General features: G+C 44.3%; 21 protein-coding genes and 2 pseudogenes. 5 read left to right on the top strand and 18 right to left on the bottom strand.

What is annotated here, in order from left to right; all coding sequences use genetic code 11:
• The first annotated feature begins 61 nt into the window (after positions 1-61).
• Both KNP81_RS11275 and putP read left to right on the top strand, forming a co-directional pair.
• Complete coding sequence (locus KNP81_RS11275) at positions 62-1039, top strand: D-alanyl-D-alanine carboxypeptidase family protein (RefSeq protein ID WP_214720013.1); 978 nt, start codon at positions 62-64, stop codon at positions 1037-1039.
• A gap of 358 nt (positions 1040-1397) precedes the next feature.
• Positions 1398-2879, top strand: coding sequence for a sodium/proline symporter PutP (gene putP, locus KNP81_RS11270; RefSeq protein WP_214720012.1), 1482 nt, complete (start codon positions 1398-1400; stop codon positions 2877-2879).
• A gap of 147 nt (positions 2880-3026) precedes the next feature.
• Here putP and KNP81_RS11265 read toward each other — a convergent pair whose 3' ends face one another.
• From KNP81_RS11265 to KNP81_RS11240, 6 genes are all read right to left on the bottom strand, one after another.
• A complete protein-coding gene (locus KNP81_RS11265; RefSeq protein ID WP_251026068.1) occupies positions 3027-3251 on the bottom strand; it encodes a hypothetical protein in 225 nt (74 codons plus the stop codon).
• Between the two features lie 83 nt (positions 3252-3334).
• A complete protein-coding gene (locus KNP81_RS11260; RefSeq protein WP_214720011.1) occupies positions 3335-3889 on the bottom strand; it encodes a hypothetical protein in 555 nt (184 codons plus the stop codon).
• Positions 3890-3968: 79 nt separating this feature from the next.
• The gene (locus tag KNP81_RS11255) at positions 3969-4790 is read right to left on the bottom strand and encodes a YihY/virulence factor BrkB family protein (RefSeq protein ID WP_214720010.1); all 822 of its coding nucleotides are present in this window, start codon (positions 4788-4790) and stop codon (positions 3969-3971) included.
• A 106-nt stretch (positions 4791-4896) separates the two neighbouring features.
• Positions 4897-6315, bottom strand: coding sequence for an alanine/glycine:cation symporter family protein (locus KNP81_RS11250; protein WP_205729363.1), 1419 nt, complete (start codon positions 6313-6315; stop codon positions 4897-4899).
• 59 nt (positions 6316-6374) lie between these two features.
• Positions 6375-7280 carry a Gfo/Idh/MocA family protein gene (locus KNP81_RS11245; protein WP_214720009.1) on the bottom strand — a complete coding sequence of 302 codons (906 nt, stop codon included), beginning with the start codon at positions 7278-7280 and terminating at the stop codon, positions 6375-6377.
• Between the two features lie 68 nt (positions 7281-7348).
• The gene (locus KNP81_RS11240; protein ID WP_034777673.1) at positions 7349-7531 is read right to left on the bottom strand and encodes a hypothetical protein; all 183 of its coding nucleotides are present in this window, start codon (positions 7529-7531) and stop codon (positions 7349-7351) included.
• Positions 7532-7811: 280 nt separating this feature from the next.
• Here KNP81_RS11240 and KNP81_RS11235 point away from each other — a divergent pair, with 280 nt between their 5' ends.
• Positions 7812-8687, top strand: a complete 876-nt coding sequence (locus KNP81_RS11235; RefSeq protein ID WP_214707710.1) for a DNA/RNA non-specific endonuclease — start codon at positions 7812-7814, stop codon at positions 8685-8687.
• 514 nt (positions 8688-9201) lie between these two features.
• Here the strand turns inward: KNP81_RS11235 and KNP81_RS11230 are convergent.
• The 3 genes from KNP81_RS11230 to merR form a co-directional block, all read right to left on the bottom strand.
• The gene (locus KNP81_RS11230; RefSeq protein ID WP_214720008.1) at positions 9202-10524 is read right to left on the bottom strand and encodes an ISL3 family transposase; all 1323 of its coding nucleotides are present in this window, start codon (positions 10522-10524) and stop codon (positions 9202-9204) included.
• 160 nt (positions 10525-10684) lie between these two features.
• The gene (gene merA, locus KNP81_RS11225) at positions 10685-12325 is read right to left on the bottom strand and encodes a mercury(II) reductase (protein ID WP_214720007.1); all 1641 of its coding nucleotides are present in this window, start codon (positions 12323-12325) and stop codon (positions 10685-10687) included.
• A gap of 28 nt (positions 12326-12353) precedes the next feature.
• Positions 12354-12746, bottom strand: coding sequence for a mercury resistance transcriptional regulator MerR (gene merR, locus KNP81_RS11220; RefSeq protein WP_001863748.1), 393 nt, complete (start codon positions 12744-12746; stop codon positions 12354-12356).
• 188 nt (positions 12747-12934) lie between these two features.
• Between merR and KNP81_RS11215 the strand changes: the two are divergent.
• A pseudogene (locus KNP81_RS11215) lies at positions 12935-13318 on the top strand (transposase); the annotation flags it as partial.
• A gap of 54 nt (positions 13319-13372) precedes the next feature.
• Here KNP81_RS11215 and KNP81_RS11210 read toward each other — a convergent pair.
• The 5 genes from KNP81_RS11210 to cadC all read right to left on the bottom strand — a co-directional run bounded on the left by KNP81_RS11210 (position 13373) and on the right by cadC (position 19095).
• Positions 13373-14038, bottom strand: a complete 666-nt coding sequence (locus tag KNP81_RS11210) for a CadD family cadmium resistance transporter (protein ID WP_435528659.1) — start codon at positions 14036-14038, stop codon at positions 13373-13375.
• 74 nt (positions 14039-14112) lie between these two features.
• Positions 14113-14931 (bottom strand): ZIP family metal transporter, encoded by an 819-nt coding sequence (locus KNP81_RS11205; protein WP_251130344.1) that lies wholly within the window; start codon positions 14929-14931, stop codon positions 14113-14115.
• A gap of 5 nt (positions 14932-14936) precedes the next feature.
• Entirely contained in the window at positions 14937-16346 is a 1410-nt protein-coding gene (gene lpdA / locus KNP81_RS11200) for a dihydrolipoyl dehydrogenase (protein WP_029336149.1), read from the bottom strand.
• Between the two features lie 216 nt (positions 16347-16562).
• Entirely contained in the window at positions 16563-18734 is a 2172-nt protein-coding gene (locus KNP81_RS11195; RefSeq protein ID WP_214720006.1) for a heavy metal translocating P-type ATPase, read from the bottom strand.
• Positions 18727-19095 (bottom strand): Cd(II)-sensing metalloregulatory transcriptional repressor CadC, encoded by a 369-nt coding sequence (cadC, locus tag KNP81_RS11190; RefSeq protein WP_003322301.1) that lies wholly within the window; start codon positions 19093-19095, stop codon positions 18727-18729. The genes KNP81_RS11195 and cadC overlap by 8 nt, the downstream gene beginning before the upstream one ends.
• Positions 19096-19655: 560 nt before the next feature.
• On the opposite strand from cadC, the pseudogene KNP81_RS15315 reads away from it, so the two are divergent.
• Positions 19656-20129, top strand: a pseudogene (locus KNP81_RS15315) (DNA/RNA non-specific endonuclease); the annotation flags it as partial.
• 75 nt (positions 20130-20204) lie between these two features.
• On the opposite strand, the gene KNP81_RS11185 reads toward KNP81_RS15315, so the two are convergent.
• From KNP81_RS11185 to KNP81_RS15310, 4 genes are all read right to left on the bottom strand, one after another.
• Positions 20205-20813: a helix-turn-helix domain-containing protein gene (locus KNP81_RS11185; RefSeq protein WP_214689682.1), complete on the bottom strand. Its 609-nt coding sequence runs from the start codon at positions 20811-20813 to the stop codon at positions 20205-20207.
• A 204-nt stretch (positions 20814-21017) separates the two neighbouring features.
• The gene (locus KNP81_RS11180) at positions 21018-21878 is read right to left on the bottom strand and encodes a hypothetical protein (RefSeq protein WP_214720005.1); all 861 of its coding nucleotides are present in this window, start codon (positions 21876-21878) and stop codon (positions 21018-21020) included.
• A gap of 1823 nt (positions 21879-23701) precedes the next feature.
• Positions 23702-24289, bottom strand: a complete 588-nt coding sequence (locus tag KNP81_RS11175; RefSeq protein WP_214689690.1) for an SCO family protein — start codon at positions 24287-24289, stop codon at positions 23702-23704.
• A gap of 11 nt (positions 24290-24300) precedes the next feature.
• The coding region (locus KNP81_RS15310; protein ID WP_483297931.1) for a disulfide oxidoreductase at positions 24301-24462 on the bottom strand (162 nt) is incomplete at its 5' end.

Genomic DNA, 24462 nt, shown 5'->3' with positions numbered 1-24462 from the left:
ACAATGAAGGAGCGATTATCTAGTGAAACGAAACCGCAGACATCGAAGAAACACGTACATCATGAGGCGACTCTTTGTCGGCCTCGCCATGATTGGATTACTTGCCATCATCCCTGCATTGATCGGCTTTAAACAAGAAGCAGAACCGAAAACCGTTGCGCCGGCCGCGGCCGCCGTACCGGTCAAACAAGGACCGTCGTTCCCCGAGATTCCAATCAAACCATGGACGACTCAACCGCTCGTGTCGCCCGACACGGCCGAACTTCTCGTCGGGTCGATGGCGTTCGTCAATTTGACAGATGGCCAGGTGCTGATTGACAAGAATGGTGCCGACCGCGTCTTCCCGGCCAGTACGACCAAACTGATGACCGCACTTCTCGCTTATGAGAAGGCCGTCGCCGAGAAAGAACTCGATCAAAACGTCGTCATCGTCAAAAAATCTACTTTGGATATCCCATGGGACAGCCATATTGTCCATCTCGCGGTCGGTGACCGCTTGACCGTTCGCCAGGCCTTATACGCGACATTGCTCGAATCAGGAAATGACGCGGCCAATAGTCTAGCCGAGTACGTGAGCGGCTCGACGAATGAGTTCGTCGAACTGATGAACGCACGCGCCCAAGTGCTTGGACTGACCGGGACCCAGTTCCGGAATGCCCATGGCTACTCCGACCCGAATCATTATACGACCGCGCTCGACATGGCTCGCATCACGTATGCGTTCGGCACTTATCCTGAACTCGTCGAGATTGCCGGAACGTATGAATATGAGGCAAAGTTTAAAGATGCTGCCGGAAATCAAAAGCGACGCTGGTGGTATCATCTCGGATCGGCCGTCAATGAACGGAGCATTCATTACTCGAAACTCGTCACAGCGACCAAGACCGGCTATACCGACGAATCGGGCTATACGATGGTGTTCTTGATGGAGCGGGATGGGAAACAATATGCCTTGGTAACGATGCAAGCCAAATCCGGGCAGACGTTCCCGACGATGCGTTCTGTCGAAAAAATCGCGTTCAATCTCACCACCGAATGATTTAAGCAATCAAACGACGGTTTCTCTCTGCAAAGGGAGAAGCCGTCGTTTGCGTTTAAAGACATAAAATATGACGAGTTATATGACAAATAGATGACACAGAAGTGTCACGAACATAACTAATTGTCAGAATGTTTAAACTTTAATCACGAAAAATAATGCACTCATCCGTTGATACTATGCGCTTTAGAGCCGTTTTTATGAAAACATGACAGTTTGCAATGATTTCCGTGGTCCGTTATGGTTAGTCACAAGTTCGCCTAGTCATTCAAGTTTGACTCATTTGTGTGAGACACACACATGATTGAACCGTGATTGATTGAATCGACACAATTGAAAGCAAACAGGAGGTAATCAAATGTTATGGCAAGAATGGGTATCCATCGCGCTTTACCTCGTGATGATGCTCCTCATCGGATACGTCGCTTATAAACGGACGACCGATTCATCAGATTATATGTTAGGTGGCCGCAAGATGGGGCCAGGTGTTACCGCCATGTCAGCCGGAGCTTCGGATATGAGTGGTTGGATGTTAATGGGACTTCCGGGCGCAATGTATGCCACGGGATTATCAGCGATTTGGTTAGCCGTTGGATTGGTCATCGGAGCTTACTTGAACTACTTGTTAGTCGCTCCCCGTCTACGTGTCTTCACAGAGATGGCAAATGACTCGATCACGATTCCTGACTTTTTAGAGAATCGGTTCCGAGATCACTCGAACTGGCTACGGATCCTGTCTGCATCCGTCATCATCATCTTTTTCACGTTCTATACGTCAGCTGGACTTGTCTCTGGCGGGAAGTTGTTTGAAAGCTCATTCGGGCTCGACTATCAGACAGGTGTCATCGTGACGATTAGCGTCGTCGCACTATATACACTGTTCGGCGGTTTCACAGCCGTCAGTTGGACGGACTTTGCGCAAGGTGTCATCATGTTCCTCGCTCTCGTCCTCGTCCCAGTCGTCGCCTTGACTGACGTCGGTGGTGTCTCGAACGCCGTCGATACGGCTTCGACAATCAACACGGAATTGTTCGACCTGTTCAAAGGAACAACGACGCTCGGAATTATCGGTCTCCTCGCTTGGGGACTTGGGTACTTCGGTCAACCGCACATCATCGTCCGCTTTATGGCGATTCGTGATGTGAAATCATTGAAGACGGCACGCCGTATCGGTATGGGCTGGATGACAGTCTCAATCATCGGTGCCGTCATGACTGGACTTGTCGGGATCGCCTACTTCCGTGGTCAAGGCAATCCTCTCGCTGACCCGGAGACGGTGTTCATCCGTTTCTCAGAAGTATTGTTCCACCCGTTCATCACTGGATTCTTGCTCGCTGCAATTCTGGCAGCGGTCATGTCGACGGTATCGTCGCAGCTTCTCGTGACATCTTCGGCTTTGACAGAAGACTTCTATCGCAAGTTCTTCAATAAAGATGCCAGTGAAAAAACGATGGTCCTCGCCGGTCGAATCGGCGTCTTGACGGTCGGACTTGTCGCGACACTCATGTCGCTCAGCCCGTCGAACACGATTTTGACGCTCGTCGGTTATGCTTGGGCCGGTTTTGGCTCAGCGTTCGGTCCAGCGATTCTCTTGTCACTCTACTGGAACAAGATGACGCGCCAAGGTGCACTTGCCGGTATCCTCGTCGGGGCCATCACGGTCATCGTTTGGATCGTCACCGGACTCTCGACGGTCATCTATGAAATGGTGCCAGGCTTCTTCCTCAGTATGCTCGCCATCGTGCTCGTCAGTACGTTCACGAGCCAAAGTGAGCAGAAACGGATCAACCGTGAATTCAGTGAAATGGAAGCTGAACTCGCCGTTGCGAAAAAAGAATAACATCAATCAAAAAACGCGGGCCGTTCGGCTCGCGTTTTTTGTTGCGCACGGTCACGTATCCTTATTCTAACGCGGCTCGTTTTATAAATGACTGTGACAATGGATTAAAGAAAAAACCACAGACATCTTGTCTGTGGTCTGAATAAATTACATCGCTCTCGCCATGAACCATAGTTGAATGAAGAATGGCACGAGGACGAGCACGAGCATCGCGTTGCGCATCCGACGATTCCGGTTCCAATAATACGCCATCAAGACGAACGGATGAAGCGCCGTCAGCTGGTAAGGGTTGAACCAGAACCAAGTGAGCAACAAGACGATAAAGAAATATAGGACCGAGCGCTGTTTCGTGGCACGCCATTCTCGCCACATATCGAACGCCCCTTTGAAGAACACAATAAACGTTACTACCCAAAATACCATCACAATCACACTATTCAATGATTAGACCACCTTCATGAGACATTTTCGATATAGAATCCGCCCCAGTAGATATGCCGATACGTGTACTCATTCCCACTCTCTGCCGTGATGATAATTTCATCCTCTGTCAACACGAGCACGTGTACTGGAATCTCACCTTTTCGAAGCATCGGACTGAACAATTGGAACTGCTTGTTCAACCACTTCCGTTCTGTGAAGTCACGGTAATGGTGTAAGGCGAGCGAAGGATGGACCAAGAACACGCCTAGCACAAAGGCGATGGCCCCTGGCGATGCTGAGACTTCAAGCAGTAAAGAGAAGACGAGGACGAGCGATAGCACCGCATAGCCGAATTCGAGTAACTCCATCAACGAAGCCCGGCTCGCAATCACGTACTGCATGACACGGAACGCCACATACAGCAACAGACTGACCGCCACATACTGGGAAAACGGGGCACTGCTCATCGAAACGTCTAGATAGAACAAGACCGGTAGTAACATAACCCACTTCCATAATTGTAAGGCGAGGTAAAACAATGTTTGATCGATGAAACGACGATTGTGTACGAGCCGTTGCATATCCATGTTTCCCACCTCCGATTAAAAGATGTGACCTTAACCGTATCATTCCCTGAATCAAAGAATGATAACAAGCATTTACACGTCAACCGGATATTTCTTTTCGTTCGATAAGCGTGGCGTTTAACAGCCCCCCGAGAAGGATGACCGAGGCCGCCAAATAAAACCAGATCAGCAAGATGATGAAGGCACCAAGTTGACCGTAAAACTGTTCATAGTTTGCATACTGTGAATAGTAGCTGAAGACGTTCGAAACTGTCAAGATGCCGATGGTAGCAAACGCCGCCCCGGCCCAACTGTCACGGAATGTTCCGCGATGGCTCGGCAACCACTTATAGACGAGCAAGAAGACGCTGAACAGGACGAGCGTGCCGACAATCCAACGGAAATAGAACCAGATTTGCGCATAGCGTTCGACGATGTCGTCAATAAAGATGATATGTGTCGCTAACTCCCTGAGCGCGGTCTCGATGACCGGGATCAGTAGCGAGAATGGCAAGACGAACATGAGCGCGAGCGTCACGGCGATGTCTTGCAAGACGCCCCGCCAGAACGCTTTGTTTCGGATCAGTCGATAGGCGTCGTTCAAGGAGCGAACGAGCGATTGGACGGCCATCGAAGAGATCCAAAGTGCCGGTAAGATGCTGAGCGAGGCCAAGCGTAGTCTCGAATCATCAAAAATGGCCTCGATGTTCCCTTGTAACAATCGATAACTCGCCTCGGGCATCACCAAGGACAACGCCGAGATGACGTCTCCGCTCGAGAACGGCAGCCACCCGACGATACCGAGGACGAACAATAGAAATGGGAATGTGGACAGGATGAAATAGTAAGCCAACATCGCGGCTTGATCGAAGAATCGTTCGGCAAAAAATCGTTTGAATGTGTGAAGAAAGGGTTGTATCATGTCGTGCGCTCTTTTCTATTTTTATTATATAAATACGGTACGTGAAATAAAAAGATTCAACAAGCAAAGGCAAGGCTGGCGCTGTGCGTCAATCCTTGCCTTACGCTCAACTAATATTCTCTCGTTTCGCTTCCCATGCTTCGACGTGCTCTTTCCCTGGCAGCTCGACGTCGTCCCGATTGAACACCGGATCGCGCCCTGCTCGTTTCTGGGCCACGTAATCATCAAGCAACAGTTTTGCGACTTTACTGAGCCGGAAGATGGCGTACATGTTGACGAGTGCCATCAGACCCATGAAGATGTCGGCGATCGACCAGACAAGCCCGGCCGAACGGACCGAACCGAACAACACCATCCCGATGACGGCAATCCGGTAAATGACGAGATACACTTTCCGTTCCGAGATGAACTCGATGTTCGTCTCCCCGTAATAATAGTTTGCCAAGATCGAGCTGAAGGCGAACAATAAAATCGCGATCGTCATGAGCGATGTCGCGACCGGCCCGATCTCGGTGAGGAGCGCCTCTTGGGCAAGTTCGATGCCTTGGAAATCTTCTGAACCCGGCACGCCGGAGATGAGGACGATCATCGCCGTCGCCGTACAAATAAAGAGCGTATCGACGAACACGCTGAGTGACTGAATGAGACCTTGCTTGACCGGGTGACTGACCTCGGCGGTCGCAGCCGCGTTCGGGGCCGACCCCATCCCCGCCTCGTTCGAGAACAAGCCTCGGCGAATCCCTTGCAAGACGGCCGCACCGACCGCTCCGCCAAGCAGTTGTCGGAACCCGAGCACACCTTCTGAGAAAATGGCCGAGAATACGGCCGGGACGACCTCCAAATTCGTCAAGACGACCCACAGGGCGAGCAAGATATAACCGCCAGCCATGATTGGGACGATAATCCCTGACAGCGTCGAGATGGACCGGATCCCACCGAAGATGACGATCCCCGTCACGACGGCCAAAATAATTCCGATCCAAAGCGTATCGATCTCGAAGACGTTGTTGACCGACAAGGCGATCGTGTTGGCCTGGACCGAGTTGAATGCAAATCCAAACGCGAACGTGATCAGAATGGCGAACACGACGCCGAGCCATCGCTGGCCGAGCGCCCGTTCGATATAGTAGGCCGGTCCGCCGCGCCACGCCTTGCCGTCATGCACTTTGTACACTTGGGCGAGCGTGCTCTCAACGAACGCTGACGCCGAACCGATCAACGCGATGAGCCACATCCAAAACACGGCACCCGGTCCCCCGAGTGCGATCGCGGTCGAGACGCCGGCGATATTCCCGGTCCCGACCCGTGCTGCCGTCCCGATGGCGAACGCCTGGAACGACGATACTTGTCCTTTTTCGTGCTTGATCCCTTTGACGAATAACAGCTTGAACATCTCGGGCAGCATCCGGAACTGGACGAACCCCATCCGAATCGTGAAATAAAGCCCACCGGCAATCAATACAAAAATAAGTACGTACGTCCATAACAAATCATTCGCCTGCATGACGAGCTCGCGAATGTCCATGCGCATCCCCTCCTTTTACGGAGTTATTACCCGCTCGACGGACCGCAGAAACGAGACGGTCAGCGCGAAGCCTCTTCTAGTATGCGTTCACAGAGCGCATGCGTCGTCAGACTATCAGCAGCGAGCACCGACTCGTTCGGTTCGCCGTTCAGTAGCTTGATGAACGCATCGATCATCGTCGTGAAGCCGCGACGCATAAGGTTCGACTCCCACGGACTCAGAGCCCGCTCGAGCATGCCGTCGCGCGTGAAGTCATACACGCGCTCGACGTCGCGGGTCACCCGCTTCAGACTCGGAGACATCACTTCCATCACTTCTTCCGTACAGCCGTTGTCGCGGTTCATGATCCCGAGCGCTTCGATCCCATCCGCCGTGAATTGAATCTGCAACTGTTTCAGCGTCTCTCCTTCATAGCGCGTCCGCACCGACAAATTCTCAACCGGTGCGAGCCCCGTCAAGTAACGGAGCGTGTCGACGACGTGGACGAAATCCTCGATAATGAACTCTCGGAGCGTCGCCGGTTGATACGTGCGATTCTTTTGAATGAGGACGAGGTTTTGGTCCGTGACTTCCTTCAAGGCCGCCGTCGCCGTCGCGAAACGACGATTGAAGCCGGTGACGAGTTCGACCCCGTTGTCTGCCGCGAGCCGCACGAGCCGCTCCGTCTCGTCGAGCGAGAACGTGACCGGCTTATCGATGAACACATGGACGCCCCGTTCGAGCACGTAGCCGACCTGGTCCGCGTGGGCCGACGTCGTCGAATGGATCAACACGCCATCCACCTCATCGAGCGGCACGTCTTGTAACGACCGGTAATGGCCGCTGAATCGGTATTTGTCGACGAGCTGCCCCGCTTTCGCCTCATCTCTCGAAACGAGATAGACGTCCACCCCTTCTAATCCGGCATAAACCGGTAAATACGCTTTTTTCGCGACATCCCCTAACCCAACAACCACGATCTTCATTTCAACATCTCTCCTCTTCGATGGACTGAACAAAACCCCATGGCGTACGCCCGGGGTCGATGGTTCACTTAATGGACGGCAAGAATCTCAAAACTCGTGATCGGCTTGCGAATCGCATCCGACACGATTTGATATAGGTCGGCGAGTTGCTCATTATCCTTTAAATCTGGCGTCCGGTCGAGCTCGACTTCACACGTTCGTGTCGTCTGTTCCTTATCTTGAAACGCATATTCAATCGTATATGTCTGCATGATATGTCTCCTCTCAAGCGATGTATACGTATGTATAGCCTGAAACGAAATGATTGAAACGCCTCGGGTGTGCGACTCAAATCGCTCGAGAGCCCCCTGTTCGACCCGTTCTCCCCCCATTGTACCATTCGTACCTAGGGCGACGCCTCCCCCATCTGTGACAAAATCTGTCTCGTTTGTCGGAAGCACGATTAAAACCGCCTCCAATCCGTTTGCTTGAAAATGTGGGCGAAGATTCCTAGAATGGACAAGTATGCATCAGAGACATAGGAGTTTTAACATGAAAAACAATCTTACTTATCTTGCCTTCCCGCTGGCCATGCTGTTGTTGGCCGGTTGCACGAACGAGACAGAACCGAATCCCGAGTCGAAGACGGAACCTCAGGAACAGGTTACCGTTGAGACGGAGCCCCCTGACCAGACCGAAACGAACGATCACTTCACGGGCTACGACTTGATTGAAGTCGAGGGTGGAGATTTGTCAGGCGACCGCGAGCATAATGTCGTCGTCGATATCGGATACGGGGAACGCGAGTACTGGGCGTTCACGAACGAGCACGGACAACTCGTGAAAGTGCTCGCCGACGAGATCGTCTTGCAAGATGATGAGCTCGAGGACGTCACGTCTTCGGGTCGCTATTATTCAGACGAGGCGAAAGTGCCTGGTGTCGAGCATCGCGACCTCGACGAAGGGCACGTCATCGCCGATTCGCTCGGCGGCGTCTCGAACGCCTTCAACATCACTCCGCAAGACAGCACGCTCAACCGCCACGGGGACCAGGCGTACATGGAGAGCGTGATCCGGAGCGCAGGCGGCGCGACCGACTTCGAGGCCATCATCACCTATCCGGATACGGAGACGCAAATCCCTTCACACTATGAGTACACATACACTGTCAAAGGAAATGTTATTACCGATTCGTTCGACAACGTGAACCCGGACGAGGTGAACGAGTCGCTCGGGCTGACCGAGAGTGCGACTGAAGCCGAGTCCGTGTCTGAAGACGGTGACGTCGCGAGCATCGATATGAATGGGAACGGCCAAGTGACGATCCAAGAAGCAAAAGATGCCGGGTTCAGCATGCCGATCACAAGCGATCATTGGCTCTATCCTTACATGCATGACAATGATGGCGACGGGATGGTCGGAGAATAAGCTATCGGGATCACCCACAACGATATGAAAGAATCATCGACGTCACGCTCTTCCTGATCAAAGGGAGAGCGTTTTTTTATGGCGCGTCGATATGAGATTGAATTGTCGGCCCTTCGATATTGTAAAACATAAAATCAAGCAAAAAAAGGACCATAGACGAGTGTCTACGATCCTTCGACCAATTGTTATTTTGAGTCAGCCGACTCAACAGGACGTCTCGGCGGACGCTTGCCGAAAAACTGGTAGTACTGTTTATAACATTCCATCCGTTATCAATCACCATCTCTTGATATCCATACGAAGTAAAATGATTGGGTTGACACCATTAATTATCCACCTAGTCTGCAATGCAGTGTGCAATGCAATATAAATACGATTCTGTGCAATATGGTTTATATAATTTAATAAAACAAATCATTATCCTGTATTATAATAGTAACTCTATACTTAAACGATGCCTTTATACATAAACGCTAAATATCTTGGGTATTCGGATTTCATGGTGGAAAAGGGCTTATAAATCACCCTTCTCCAAATTCTTAATAAGTGTGGAAAAATCGACACCAAAGTTGTCTGTAATGTCGTGATCATTCACTTCATACCAATTGAAAGTATCGTATAACATAGCTTTATTGAAAGCACTTGAATTAAATCGTGGCTTACGCTTTTTATGGAGCTTCTCATTGAAAAGGATTTTGGCTCGTAAGGCATCAAACGAGTAACCTCTACCCATTCGCTCTACCTGCCTAATAATGCTGTTAATTGACTCCGTATAAGCATTAGTGAGCCTTTTATCAAAGTAGTTGAATATTTCGACATGCCAGTTGTCTACGGCTCTCACGAGGTCTTTATATGCGTCTTTAGAGTTGCTGGACATGCAACGGTGTCTCCATTGACTATAACGAAGATGACCTTCATCTGGATCAGGAGTATCCCATATCCAGTAAAACTCTTCTTTGAGTTCATAGGCTTCTTTTAAAGCAGGAAGATTACCTAACCAAGTATCTAAGAGGAATGATTCACGTTCATTTAGATCGTGTTTACTCTTTAGAAGGATAAACCTTTCACGCATAAGGGTACGTCTTTCTTTTTGGCTCATATGGGCTTTCAAAGACTTTCTGACGTTATCTAAGGCTTGATTAGCCATTCTAACTACATGAAACTTATCTACGACAACTTTAGCGTGTGGAAGGATAGTGTTCACTGCATCTTTGTAGGGCTTCCACATATCCATTGTGACGTACTCAATGTAAGTCCTGTCACTGATTTCTGAAAGACGTTGGATGACTGTTTCCTTGTTACGGTTAGGCTTGATGTCATAAATAGTCCTGCGTTCAATATTAGTCAATACAAGCCGAGGTCTACGGATAATATGTATCTCGTCTATCCCAAGCCACTTAGGAGTTTCAAACTGGTATTCACGTTCTTTGAGTGCCACATAGTCCTTAAAAACGTTCCTAATGGTTTTCTCGTCAACACCAACGCTTTCTGCGACTTCTACAAAGGTCTTAGACATGGATTGCTCTTGAATGGACTTTAAAAGCCTTTTGGTCATACTACGCTTTTCATCTACAGATATTAGGCGTTCCCAGAAGGTAGATCCGCATTCACGACACTTGTATCGTCTACGGTTCAATTGTAAGCCCACTCGCTTTAAACGAATGGGCAAATCCATAATTAGTTGATTTCTTGAACTGTGTTTGTACAACTTGTCAAAACCACATTCAGGACAACGTTCAGGTGGTCCGACTGCTTCAACTTTAAACATCATATCGGTTTCATTTTCTTGTGGCGGTTCTATTGTTTTAATGTCTGGTAGGGATAATAAGTCTGACATATTATTCATCCTTTATTACTCTGCGGTGTTAAGGTATCAATTATAGATTTGATGTCGAAATCATCAGTGTTAAATTATTTTTGTGACTAAAAAATGCACTTAGAAAATCCCTTAAAGCATTAGCTGGTTCACTTGAATAGGGAGTTGTAAAAAAGTTCCCTTAGCCTGCACAACAAGATAATTTCGAAATATCTTTATCGAACGTAAGTGCAGCTAATTTTAGCCCTTCAGCCATTGTTAAATATGGTGCTAGGGTTTCTGTTAAATCTTCTATCGTTAAGCCAAATTTAACAGCTAATGATGCTGCATAGATGACATCTCCTGCATTCTCAGATACAATATGAACCCCTAATACTTTTAGTGTTTCTGCATCTGCTACTAGTTTAAATACACCGGTTGTTTCACGGTTTACAATTGCTCTTGGAACAGCATCTAAAGGTAATACAGATGTCTTCACATCATACCCTTTCTCTTTTGCTTGTTCTTCTGTTAAACCAACCGTTGCAACCGTCGGATTCGTAAACGTAACAGCAGGAACTACCGATAAATCTATTTTTTTGTTTAATCTACCAATAGCATTATCAGTAATAATTCCACCTTCATAGGCTGCTACATATACAAATTGTGGTCCTAAAGTCACATCTCCTGCTGCATAAATCTTTTCATTACTTGTTTGACCAAAATCATTGATCAGGATTTCATTATTTTTTCCAGTTTCAACACCTGCTGCACTTAAATTTAAAGAATCCGTATTTGGTTTTCTTCCAGTGGCAACAAGTAACTGATCTGATTCAATGACTTCTCTACTGCCATTTACTGTTACGTAAACCCTTTTTATCTCTCCACTTTGTTCAACACGCTCAAAAGTTGCCCCTTTGACAAGGTTTATACCCTGTTCAATTAACGCTTTTTCAACTGACTCTGAAATCTCATGATCATACTCCTTTAAAAGTCGCTCACTTCTTTGCATAAGCGTTATTTCTGAACCTAAATGATGAAATAGTTGTCCAAGCTCCATTCCAATGTATCCTGAACCAATTACAGTTAATCGTTTTGGTATTTTCTTTAACTCAAGAAGTGTTGTACTAGTTAAATAGTCCATTTTTTCAAGTCCTGAAATTTGGGGCAACGAAGGCGATGCACCTGTTGCAATTAAAAAGCGTTTTGCAGATAACTTTGCCCCATTGACCTCAACCGTACTAGCATCAACGAATTTTGCTTCACCTTTAATTAAATCAAAATTATATTCATCAATTAAATCCATATATTTTTGATTCCGAAGTTCGCTCACCAATTTATCCTTTTGCGTGATTAAACTAGCTAAATCCACTTCTCCAGCGGATGTTTGTAAACCTATAAACGGATTGTCTTTTGATAAATGATTGATTTCCCCTGCCCTAAGAAGAGTTTTTGACGGAACACAGCCAATATTCACACAGGTTCCCCCAACCGTTCCACGCTCAATCATTCCAACTTTTGCACCGTATTCTATAGCTTTAATTGCCGAAGAAAAGGCAGCAGCACCAGAACCAATAATAAGAAGGTCATAATTGTCTTCATTAATTAACGCCACGTTTTCTAGTGATGATACTTCTTCAATTTCTCCGGCTTGGTAATTTGCTTCATCAATCGCCTTTATTGCACTTTCAACCTCAATATCATCGGGCAGTTCAAATACTGCTTCACCACGACGATAACTAGACTCAATATTTTTAGCACCTATCTTTTCAAGTGCTGATTCTACGTGTTTTTCACAACCCGTACAAGTCATTCCTGAAATGTTTACCTTAAATTTATTCATAAAAAAGCTCCTTTCGTTAATTAATCTCTCATGTTAATGTTTCTATTATTGGACACGAATGTAATTGCTTTTCATCTGGACATCGTTGTTTTAAGTCGTCTAACATAGTTTCAATTCGTTTTAAATCCTCTATTTGTTTTTGCACTTCCTTTTGTTTTTTAGAAACAAATTCGAACATATCTTGACAACGAACTTCATCTTTATCTACAACACCAAGTAATTTATAAATCTCGCTTAAAGAAAAACCAAGTTCCTGTATTCGTTTAATAAACCCAACACGCTTAACGTCATCATATGAATATATCCGATAACCAGCTTCCGTTCGGTGAGGTTCTTGTAATAAATTTTTTCGCTCGTAATATCTGATCGTTTCTTTATTAACTCCACATTTATCTGCAAACTCACTAATGCGATAAATCATCTTATTTCACCCCATGAATATTATAAACCGTGTACCATAGTACACGGTCAAGTAAATTGGACTATTTTATTTTTTTCCCAAAGTATCACTCGTATGTGATTGATACTTTTATATAATATTATTGATTATCCTAACATCCCACCAGAAAATCCGATTTAAACACCAGTTGTTTTTAAACTATTAAGAAAGTAATTCCACTATATATTCCGAAGACCCATAATAATCAACTGGTATTTAAAACGCTTGACCAGGCAATCGTACGATTGCATCAAGAACACCCACTGATTCATAGTGATCGTGGATTCCAATACACCTCTAAGGCGTTCAAGCGTAAATTAGAGGCGGCAGGAATGACTCAAAGTATGTCACGGGTTGGTCGCTGTATTGATAATGGACCAATGGAATCTTTTTTCGGCACGTTAAAATGTGAAAAGTATTATTTACATAAGTATCAGACCTTTGAAGAACTTAACATTGCCATAAATGAGTACATCTATTTTTATAATCACGAAAGATACCAGAAACGATTAAACGGCCTCAGCCCTAAAGAATATAGAGCGAAAGCCGCTTAAATCACTTTTATTATTTCCACTGTCTACTTGACGGGGGGCAGTTCAGATTATTTTTTAATAATTTATTAAACTCAAAAGGGCACTAAACGTTTCGTTCTCTGCCATGATGTATACCCCTAATCCAACAAAGACTATAGGGATAATCCATCTTCCGTATTTCTCCAAAACTTCAGAAACATGTCTGAAGGAAGCTAAACGATATCCTACAAAACACCAGACAGCAACCATTATAAAGAAGATAATAACCGTAATTACCAGTTCATTCACACTTAAAGTTGTAAAATAAGGCACATAGATGCCGATATTGTCCCCGCCATTAGCGAATGTGATGAAGGCTACACTCATAAATAGTTTGTTAAATCTCCCTGAGTTTAAACTGGAGAGGATCGCACCTTCATCTTCATCTTCACCCTTAATAAACAGTTTAATCCCTAAATAGATCGGAATTAAACCAAGCAATCCAACCCATTTTTCTGGAATCAACATGACGCCAAAAGTTCCCAAAAGACTGATCAAAACCAGCAAGGCAAAACCTAAGTATTGCCCAATGACTATATCTTTAGGGTAGATCCGGTTACTCTTTGTCTGCGCGTTCATCTTTAAACCGCCAGTCGCTCTAGCCTGTGCATTTGCCTGAGAGAACAGCAGCATCAAAACAAAAATATCATCAATATTGGTTACTAAGAAAGCCCCAATTGCGGAAATAATAGTCAAAGCCACTTTTATCAACTCCATGGTAAGTTATTAAAACATTCACACGTATGTTTGAATGTTATGAATAGGTTCTCCCCTGCTTAGTGTAAATATACGGGAAGTAGCTCCCCTATCCAGTGAAGAGCAAAATATAGCAATATCCCTACAAAAAAGAAAAGAATAACGACTCTGTCTTCAGTGGCACTAACAACAGGCAGCAAGTCAACGGTAGATATGTATAGAAATATTCCTGCTGTAATGGAAAGAGCTATCGCGAGGATGCTGCTATCTACCATAAAAAATTGTGTTAGAGACACGGCTGCGATCGCGCCTGTTATCGTTGATAGACCCAATAAGAAAGATGCTCCTATCGCCTTCTTCTTGCTTTCAAAGCTTGCAAATACGATGGAAGAAATCGTTAAACCATCCGGAATTTTATGTATTAATACAGCAATCAATACAACAAATCCTATTCTCTCGTCTATTTTGAAACTGGCTACAATAGAGACACCATCAAAAAACGTGTGAACCAGCATGCCCAATAAAGCACTAAAGGTTGTGCTTTGAGAATGAGAATGTTTATGAGTCTCTTCTCCGAAATGAAAATGGGGTGCAAGAAACTGCTGGAACAAAAAGATCAAACCAAATCCAATAACAATATATAGGGCACTGGATTCCTGAATTTCTAATGCTTCTGGTATTAAATCCATAATCGCAATAGCGAAAAGTATCCCGGCGCTCAGCGCCATTAAGGCATTTAAGCCCCTTCTAGACCAATTTTTTTTAAGAAAGATCACAAAGCCACCCAGGACATTTGCGAAAGCCGCAGTTAGGACGTAAAACAAAATGTCCATTAATTCCCCCACTCCATTAAATGAAAAGTTTAACCTGCACTTATGAAAAGTGCCGGTCTGCTGCATTCACATTATTTCTTTTTATTCAGCATGTGAATGGCGTGCCCCATCACACCTTCCGCCGCTTCCATCAATGGCTCAGGCAACGTTGGATGGGCATGGATTGTAAGGCTTAGATCTTCGGCAGTTGCTCCAGATTCAATGGCAAAAACTGCTTCAGCAATAAGCGACGATACTTCTGGTCCTACCATCTGTGCGCCTAACACCCTTTTGCTGTTCTTCTCGGCTACAATCTGCACAAAGCCATCTGCATCTGAAACAGATAATGCCCTTCCGTTCGCTTGGAATGGAAAACGGCTGGAAACCGTTTCGTATCCCTGTTCTTTTGCTTCTTTCTCTGTTAATCCTGTGTAGGCAACTTCAGGATCACTGAAGATAACAAAAGGCATGGCTTGAAAATCAATGATGCTGTTTTGTCCGCTAATCACTTCTGCAGCTACTTTTCCTTCGTAGCTAGCTTTATGGGCAAGGAGGTATCCGCCAGCACAGTCACCTATTGCATAAACATGCTCCACGTTTGTCTGGCATTTCTCATTTATCTTAATAAAACCACGCTCGTCTAATTCTACTCCGATATTTTCCAACCCAATTTTCCCTGTGTTCGGCTTTCTTCCTATAGAAACTAAGCAATAATCTCCGTTAACCACTTCTTCCTTGCCATCAACCTGTACACGAACTTTTACTTCATCCCCTGTGTTTTCTCCGCCTTGGACCAGAGCATTGGTTACAACTGTGATACCTAGTTCTTTTAGATGCCGTTTTACCACATTTGTAAGCATAGGATCGGTACCTGGAAGAATCGTGTTGGACCCTTCGAGAATGGTCACTTTTGATCCGAATTTGGCATAAGCAGTGCCCAGCTCCAAACCAATATAACCACCGCCTACCACAACTAAATGTTTTGGTACTTCCTGCAGCACCAATGCCTCAGTGGAAGAAATGATTCTTTTTTTATCAAATGGCATACTTTTTAGTTCGAAAGGCAAAGATCCTATCGCAAGGATTAAATCTTTGTAGGAATATACTTGTTCTTCGTTATTCATTTTGATTTTAGCCGTATAGGGTTTAGTAAGATAGGCTTCTCCACTGATTACCTCTACTCCATTGCCTTTCAGTAAGGTCTTAACCCCGCTGGTTAACTTATTCACGATGCCGTCTTTCCACTTTACTACTTCCGGCATATCTACTTGAACTTCACCAGAAACCTTGATGCCCATTGCACTGGCGTGTTGAATATGTTTTACCCGCTCAGACGCACTAATAAGAGCTTTTGATGGGATACACCCCCGGTTAAGGCAAACGCCCCCTAGTTCTGCTTTATCTACCAGAACCACTTTTTTCCCCAACTGGGCCGCCCGTATGGCCGCCACATAACCTCCAGATCCTGCTCCTATTACTAACAAATCGACATCTTTTGTCATTTTAGCTTCCTCCTCCGGTGATTTCAGAATGAAATAAACGAACGGTCTTTCACGAAAAAACAGAACCGTTTTCGTGCAATATGTAATCCTAAAACTGCTGTGAACCAACCTGTAACGTATACCCATTTTTAATCATTTTTAATGTAACTAACCCCCAAATTTCTATACATGGTAAGAAAAAGGGCTTTCCAGACAACCAGAAAGCCCTTTTCCCTTTTATTCCTTGACCCGCATAAGCCGCATACTATTTAACGCTACCAGAAGAGTTGCCCCCATGTCTGAAAGGATGGCAATCCAAAGTGTTAACCAGCCCGGTATGACCAATAGCAAGGCAATAAATTTAATGGCAATTGCAAAGGTGATGTTAGCTTTGATGATATTTAGGGATTTACGGCTTAGTTTCACAGTGAATGGAAGTTTTCTTAAATCATCTCCCATTAAAGCAACGTCTGCCGTTTCCAGTGCTGTATCTGTACCAGCTCCACCCATTGCAATCCCAACGGTAGAAGCTGCTAACGCAGGGGCATCATTGACACCATCTCCAATCATGGCTACTTTTCCGTACTCGGATCTCAATTGTTTAATATAGTTTAATTTGTCCTCTGGCATCAGTTCTGCCTGAATATCCGATACGCCAACATGGCCGCCGATCGCATTCGCGGTACCTTGGTTATCGCCTGTAAGCATAATGGTCTTTTTGATGCCAAGTTGATGCAATTTCTGAATAACGTCTTTACTTGATTCACGTACTTCATCCGCTACCGCAATCACAGCAAGTATTTCTTTTTCAGTTCCGACCACCATAGCTGTCTTGCCTTGGTTTTGAAGAGTAGTAACATTTTGCTCTAAGTCTTTATCGAAATCATTAGTCAATAATTCCTTAAAGAGTTTCGGGCTACCGATGTAATAAGTCGTCCCGTTTACGATACCCTTTATACCCTTTCCTGTGATAGAAGAGAAATCCTCTACCTGTACGTCAGAATAATTAATGTTCTCCGCTTCTGCTTTTTTCATAATGGCTGAAGCAAGAGGATGCTGGGAACGATATTCTAATGCAGTAATGATGGACAGCAATTCTTTTTCATTTGCCTGCTTGTTCAACACATTAAAATCAGTTACCACTGGGACACCTTTTGTTAGTGTGCCCGTTTTATCAAATGCAATGGCCTTTAAGGCACCCATTTCTTCTAGATAAATACCGCCTTTTATAAGAACGCCCTTTTTCGCTGCATTCCCGATTGCTGAAACAATGGAAATCGGAGTGGAAATAACCAATGCACAAGGACAGCCGACAACAAGAACAGCTAATCCTTGATAAATCCATGTTTCCCAACTGCCATCAAAGAATAATGGAGGGACTATAGCGACTAAAGCTGCAATGACCATAATGACTGGCGTATAATATTTCGCGAATTTTTCGACAAATGCTTGAGATGGGGCACGTTCTCCCTGTGCTTCCTCTACAAGATGAATAATTTTTGCAATCGTTGTGTCTTCTACCAGCTTAGTTATTTTTACCTCAAGCAAGCCTTCTTCATTTAAAGTACCTGCAAACACTTCATCATCAACCGTTTTCGCAACAGGAACAGACTCGCCCGTAATGGCCGCCTGGTTAACAGCCGAATAGCCGCTTACTACAGTCCCGTCCATGGCAATCTTCTGGCCGGGTTTCACGATCATAATATCACCAATGGCAATGTCATCCACATGGATCATCATTTCTTGCCCATTTCGTCTAACGAGTGCCTCTTTTGGTGCAATATCCATTAATGAACGAATCGATTGTCTTGCTTTATCCATAGAGAATCGTTCAAGAGCTTCACTAATCGCAAAGAGAATGACAACAATGGCCACTTCTCCCCATTCCCCAATGATAGCGCCACCTATAACAGCCACTGTCATAAGGGTTTTCATGTCAAACTCAAAGCGAAACAAGTTTTGCAAACCGACTTTGAAAAGCGATAATCCTCCGATCAACATGGATGCTAAAAATAATAATGTAGTAACGAGGTTCTCTTCCCCATTCACACTCTGGGACAGGTAACCGAACGCAATCAATAAGGACGCAAAGAGCAGCGTACTGTGCTTTTTATAAAATGGCACTTTATCTTCTTTCGTATCTTCTTTTACCTCTTGTGATGCTTGGCGAGCAGATTTTTCAGGTGTCACTTTGAGATTCTCAAATGCACCTGCTTTTTCTAGTTCTTCTATCGTTGCATTACCATAAACAGCAATTTTAGATGCACCAAAATTTACTTTTGCATCCTCAACTCCAGATAGCTGTTTTACATTTTTTTCGAATTTACCCGCGCAGTTTGCGCAAGTAAAACCTTGTACACGATAGGCCTTCATTTCTTGTTCAGATGTTATTGCCTTTTGATCAGACATTGACATTCACTTCTTTCTTATGTTCTAGTACAATCATCATTATTTGTCTAATATGTTCATCGTCTAACGAATAAAACGCTAGTTTTCCTTCTTTTCTATATCTTACAATCCCCTGCTTATGAAGGGTCCTTAAATGATGAGAAGCATTTGCCACCGTAATACCAATAATATTTGCTATATCACACACACATAACTCTTCATCTTGACACAAAGCATAGGTAATCTTTGCCCTATTTTCATCCGCAATTGCTTTTAACATTTGGGCAACACTAACAATATCGATTGTTTTTAAATCACCTTGTATTCGATTGACCTTTTCCTCGTCATAACAAAAAATTTCACAAGTATCTTTCTTATTCACATTATCACCCCATTGATATTCAAGTGTTCACTTGAATATAGTATATACCTTTCCTTGGTCAATATTCAAGTGAATATTTGAATGAAAAACATAAAATGATTTTTCTAATAGTAATTCCCGTTAACGAACGTTAGAAAGACATATTTGTTTATCTTTTCACAAAAAATGAAAAGGGCTTTAAATAGTCCTTTTCATTTTGTCTTAATTGTCCATTAACTCATCTTTTTATCAATGTTCGTTTTTTATATTTGATGAGTAAGCAAACGAACAGAGGTCCTTAATGATGAAATTGGATATACACGAGTCTCAAACAACTTGGATTCACAGTCAGATAAATAAAAGAATTGGTAATACTGAAACTATTCATTCAAAGAGAAAGGAAATGAATTTCACTTACTCAGCCGCACCTCAAGCTATACCTTTATTTTCCTGATGTTCCCAATAGAGCAGTTCCTCTACAGTAGAGAACACAGAAAAAATACTTACGACAGAGGAAAAACATCAAGACGTCCGAGCCGGGCACCACGGAATCAAGTGCGGCGACTATTACAGAAGGACCTGTCGATATCAAATATGGGGATTGCGAGTATTGTGCGTCCACGAATGAGCATTGTAAATTGATCCGTGTCACGTCAGACGGTCGTTAAGGTTTCAGGCGTCGAATACAGTAAGCTCGACAGGTGACATGTTATCCGTAAGGACGGCGGCGCGATTGACTTTAAAATGATCATCACATATCTAGATACGAAAACTTATATTACATCACATTACCAATACACATATACGGTCAAAAGAAATGTGGTTACCGACTCGTTCGACAAGGTCAATCCGGACGAGTTGAACGAGGCACTCACAGAAAGTGAGTTGGAATCCCCAGCCACGAACGAGCCTGCTGGTGATGAGATACGAATGGAGACGGTCAGGTGACGATTCAATAGGCGAAAGACGCCGGTTTCACGATGCCGATAATGAGCGACCATTGGCTTTATCCTTATATGCGTGATAACGACAATGACGGGATGGTCGGGGAATGATTTCAACCCAAAAATTAAAACAATGATGATTGTAAAAAAGACATTCTCCATTTCTAAGAGAATGTCTTTTTATATTCATTTACGTTTTCGATTCACTTTATCGAGCCGAATTTTCTCAATTAACGCGTGGATGATTTGCTCATCTCTTCCACCGAAATCTTTATTGAAGGGAATCCGCTCTCCTTCGAACATGAAGTAATCGAGCAGGTACGGGACTCGAGGTGTTGCGTGGCCCCACGTGTGCTCCGAGCAACGTTCCCACACCTCGGCTTCGAACTCTTTTGAATAGCGCATATGCTCGACGGCAGCCTTGACCTCCGATTTCTTCAGGACAAAATAGTCTTCAAAGACGAATTTACCGAGAAGCTCATACCACATCTCCTCGCGGACCCGTTCTTTAATCGCTTCTACATCGACTTCAACATGATACGGGGCCTCTTCTTCATTCTTGATGACATCCCTTGCTTCCCCTGTCACCGACTCCGGATGCAGCTCCCACCCTTCAGGCATCCGTTCTTTGATGAACTGTTCGAGCGCCTCCTCACTGATCCGATATCCTTTTTTACGTGACTCGAGCGGTTCTGCCTGGATCACGCCTTTTCGTACCCAGTTGCGGACCGTCTCCTTATGGCTTGTGAGCTTGTTCTTCGATAAGATTTCAAATGCCTCATCAATCGTATACATGATAAGCCTCCTTTTAACACAACGATGATTTTATTAAATAATACCATGACCATTGTATTAAAGTAAGCTGTTACTTTAATCGGTTTCAAATTGATAAGAAATTACTAAATGGATACCAAACAAAAACACCATTCCGGAGAATGGTGTACCTCTAGAAAATTGTTTTCATTTCTTAAAAAATATTTTTAATACTTATTATACTGCTTAACGAGACTTATCTCCTACTTGCGAATACGTTTGAGTAACTTTAAGTCCAGTTGACGTAGAAGCATCCCATCTCACTTTACTTGTTATTGACATATCAAATGACATTAATCCAATTCCGTTATAGCCACCGACAGTAACGTTGTATAATCCCATAGCGTTAATATCGTATCCGATTTTTTCAGCACGTGAATCAATTGCTTGCGAAGAAGCTTTGATTGCTGTCGGAAAAATACTCGACGTCCCACTAGTACTGTGCCCAGTTAATCTTAAGCCATCAGATCTTGTGGTATAGGTAGTCACAAGACCACAAGTAGAATCAGGGTACAATAACGCACGGATACTATATGCAATTTTATAAGAATATGTACCAAAACTTCGTGTTAATTGAAGACTTTGAACAGTAGCTTTATTTTGAGGAGTTTTTGCCAATTCAACTAATTCGTTTGATGTCACCACTGTAATTTCTGCTCCAGTTTTAGGAAGTGTATACGTCACTTTAGAATTCCCTCCTAAATTTTCATCATCAGCGATAGAAAAAACAGAGATTTCCTCTTCTAACAATTCGTTATATTGATTAAGAACTTCTGGGCTAGTATTTTTAATTAATGTTAATTCTTCTGAAAGTAAACCTTCATTTGATGAGAGTACAGAATAACTGAAAGATTTAGAGTTGTTTATTTTAGTCAACTTTTGATTAGTTTTGCTAGCTTTTTTCTTATCCATTATTTCTTTACTTTCTTGTGAAAATTCACTCAAGCTATCAATAAAGTAGTTTACATTTTCTTCAGCGCCAACTGATGGGATAAATAGATTAGCAGAAAGTAAAGTTGCTAAAGTTAAAGTGGAAATTTTTTTCATTTTATTCCTCTGCTTTTGAGTTATAATAAGTATTAAAGAAGCAAATAGCCTCTATTTCTTTCTTACAGAATAATATTAGAACATTATTTTCTTTTAATAAACAAATTTTAGGATTTTTTTGGATTTGATTAATAATAAATACCTTTTTTATTCATCTTTATTGCTTATATGCGTAGGATTAACAAGTAATATCCTTCTTGAAAAATTAGGTATGTTTTCAAACAGTACATTTAGCATCTTAAGTATTCCTATTGGTTCAGTTGATAATTATTTTTATCCCGGATTATTTTTATTGTTTTTGACCACGATAGGTCTGTATTTATTGCCCTTCTCATTCCTTCTTATTAAATGAGAAAAAAGCCACTATTAGTTTCACATTCTTAGTAGCAGTTATAATCTTCCCTCACATTCCATTTTAATTTTTCAGTAAGTAAATGCTGGTTAGCATTAATCTTGGCGAGTGCGTCTGCTAGTTCGTCATCACTGACCTATGAGAAGTTTAAACCCTTCGGGAAGAACTAGCGGAGAAGACTGTTGAGGTTCACATCGCTCCCCTGCTACCGTGATGAATAAGGGTCGGCGAAATAAAGTGGCATGCCAAGTGAGGACCGGATGCGCTCGTAACAGCTGAACGCCTTGCCTCAGTCCGTCGTCGCCGTCATGAATGTACCCCTCTGGGAAGACGCCATGGAACGTGTTGATCACCTCCAAAATCGAGGCCGCACTGCGGTTCGCGATTGGTAGGACGAGGTAGAACCGGTCCTTGCGCTCGATGAACGTCGCGACGCAAGCCTCCGACCTCCCGCGGCCGGTCCGAGACGGTCAGCCCGACGTTGATGCGCCCGACGATCTGTTCCGGGGACCAGGTCGCCCGCAGTTTCTCGATGATCGTCAGACGCATCATGTCGTCGAGCTTCGTCTTAGCGCCACAGTTCTCTTTCGCCCTCACATAGCGTTCCTGTGCACGTTCCGATTTTTACCCGGGGTTCCGTCTGATCTCCCGCGAGACGGTCGAGGACTGCCGCCCAAGCCCCAGATAGGTCTCTATTTCCACGCGCTCGGTTGTGGTAAGATGGGTATAGCTCATGGCGACTCCTCCGTCTGAATGTTTGCGTCGTAACTTCATTCTACACTAGGCCGCCGCTATGGGCTTTTTTTGCGTTCACGTTGGGGTATTGCACTTAATTTTATAATTCATCTAATATAAATAATGGTACGATTTACAACTTCCACTTTGAAACTATTGAATTATATTTAATCACAGAATGTCATAATTTTAAAAAAAGTATATCCATCCAAATAAATATACGCACAATAGTCAGTTGTTGAAGATACACTAAAATTTACGGATGCCGCTTGATTTAGTCCGATGCTCGCGTCCCCGTTTGTGGTAATTGTATTGTTATTATAAAAATCTCCGTTCACAATCAAAAAATTCGACCATCGTTTTGTAAATGCGTGTCTCGATTTTCCGTAACAGTTGGTTCGCTGGCACGAGTTCGTCGAACGTTACTATCTCCAATTGAGTTCGGTTGGTTTTCCGATTTTGTTGATTTCCTGATCATTCGATTCTCCTACATAACTGTTTCTATGTCCCTCATTATAAAAAAGCGATGACGTTACGAAAAAAAGGATTGATGCGTGGACCGACCAAGGGCACGGCGAGACTTCCAGGGGATCAGCAAGCAAAGGGAGGTCCAGCAGCGACAATGTCTCGATGCGGCTCCCTGTTTGTCCTCAGAAAAGCGAACTGTGCCCGGTCGGGCAAATAAAAAAGACTGCAGACAATGTGATGTCTACAATCTGAGACAGCACGGGCCGTCTTAAGAGTTCTGTAAAATCTTGATGTCGTTGACGATGTCCTCGATCGGCACGTCTTGGAATCCTTGATACGCCTTGATGATTTTCCCGTCCTGATCGACGAGATAGAACCACGTCGCGTGATCCACTTGGGTGCCTTCTGACGGTTTGCGGACGAGCGCTTTGAAGTTTTGTTGCGCAAACGCCTCAATCTCTTCTTGCGAATAGCCCGTCAAGAATTGCCAATCGGCTTTCGCCAAGTCGTAATCAGCCATGAACGCTTGAATCTTGTCCGGCGTATCGACGGTCGGGTCGACGCTGAACGACACGAATTGGACGTCTTCGACGCCTTCCTCGACGAGCGCTTCATTGAGTTTCGTCATGTTGTACGTCATCGGTGGACAGACCGTCTCACAGTTTGTGAACACGAAGTCGGCCATCCATACCTTCCCTTTCAAATCATCGAGACTGACCATCTCTTCATTTTGATTCATATAATTGAACGACTCGATCTCCCAATTGAGCGGGTCTTCAATTTCATTGCTGCACGCGGCGAGCACCGCCATCAGGCTAATCAAGCCAATGAGCATCCATTTCTTCACACGTTCCATCTCCTTCATTGTCAGTTGCGTCTCACGCGCCAGACGAGGAGCGTGATCAAAGTAAATGCCGTCAAGGCAAGGAACGGGATCGTGACGAACCCGAACCAGTTGATGTATTGCACGTTGCACGGTACGCCTTGCACGCACGGCTTGATATCGGCGAAACCGGGTACTTTTTGAAC

This window comes from Exiguobacterium sp. s149, assembly GCF_018618395.1.
Classification (GTDB): domain Bacteria; phylum Bacillota; class Bacilli; order Exiguobacteriales; family Exiguobacteriaceae; genus Exiguobacterium; species Exiguobacterium chiriqhucha.
The sequence above is the reverse complement of the archived record's forward strand: the minus strand, read 5'-3'. Positions and strand labels throughout refer to the sequence as shown.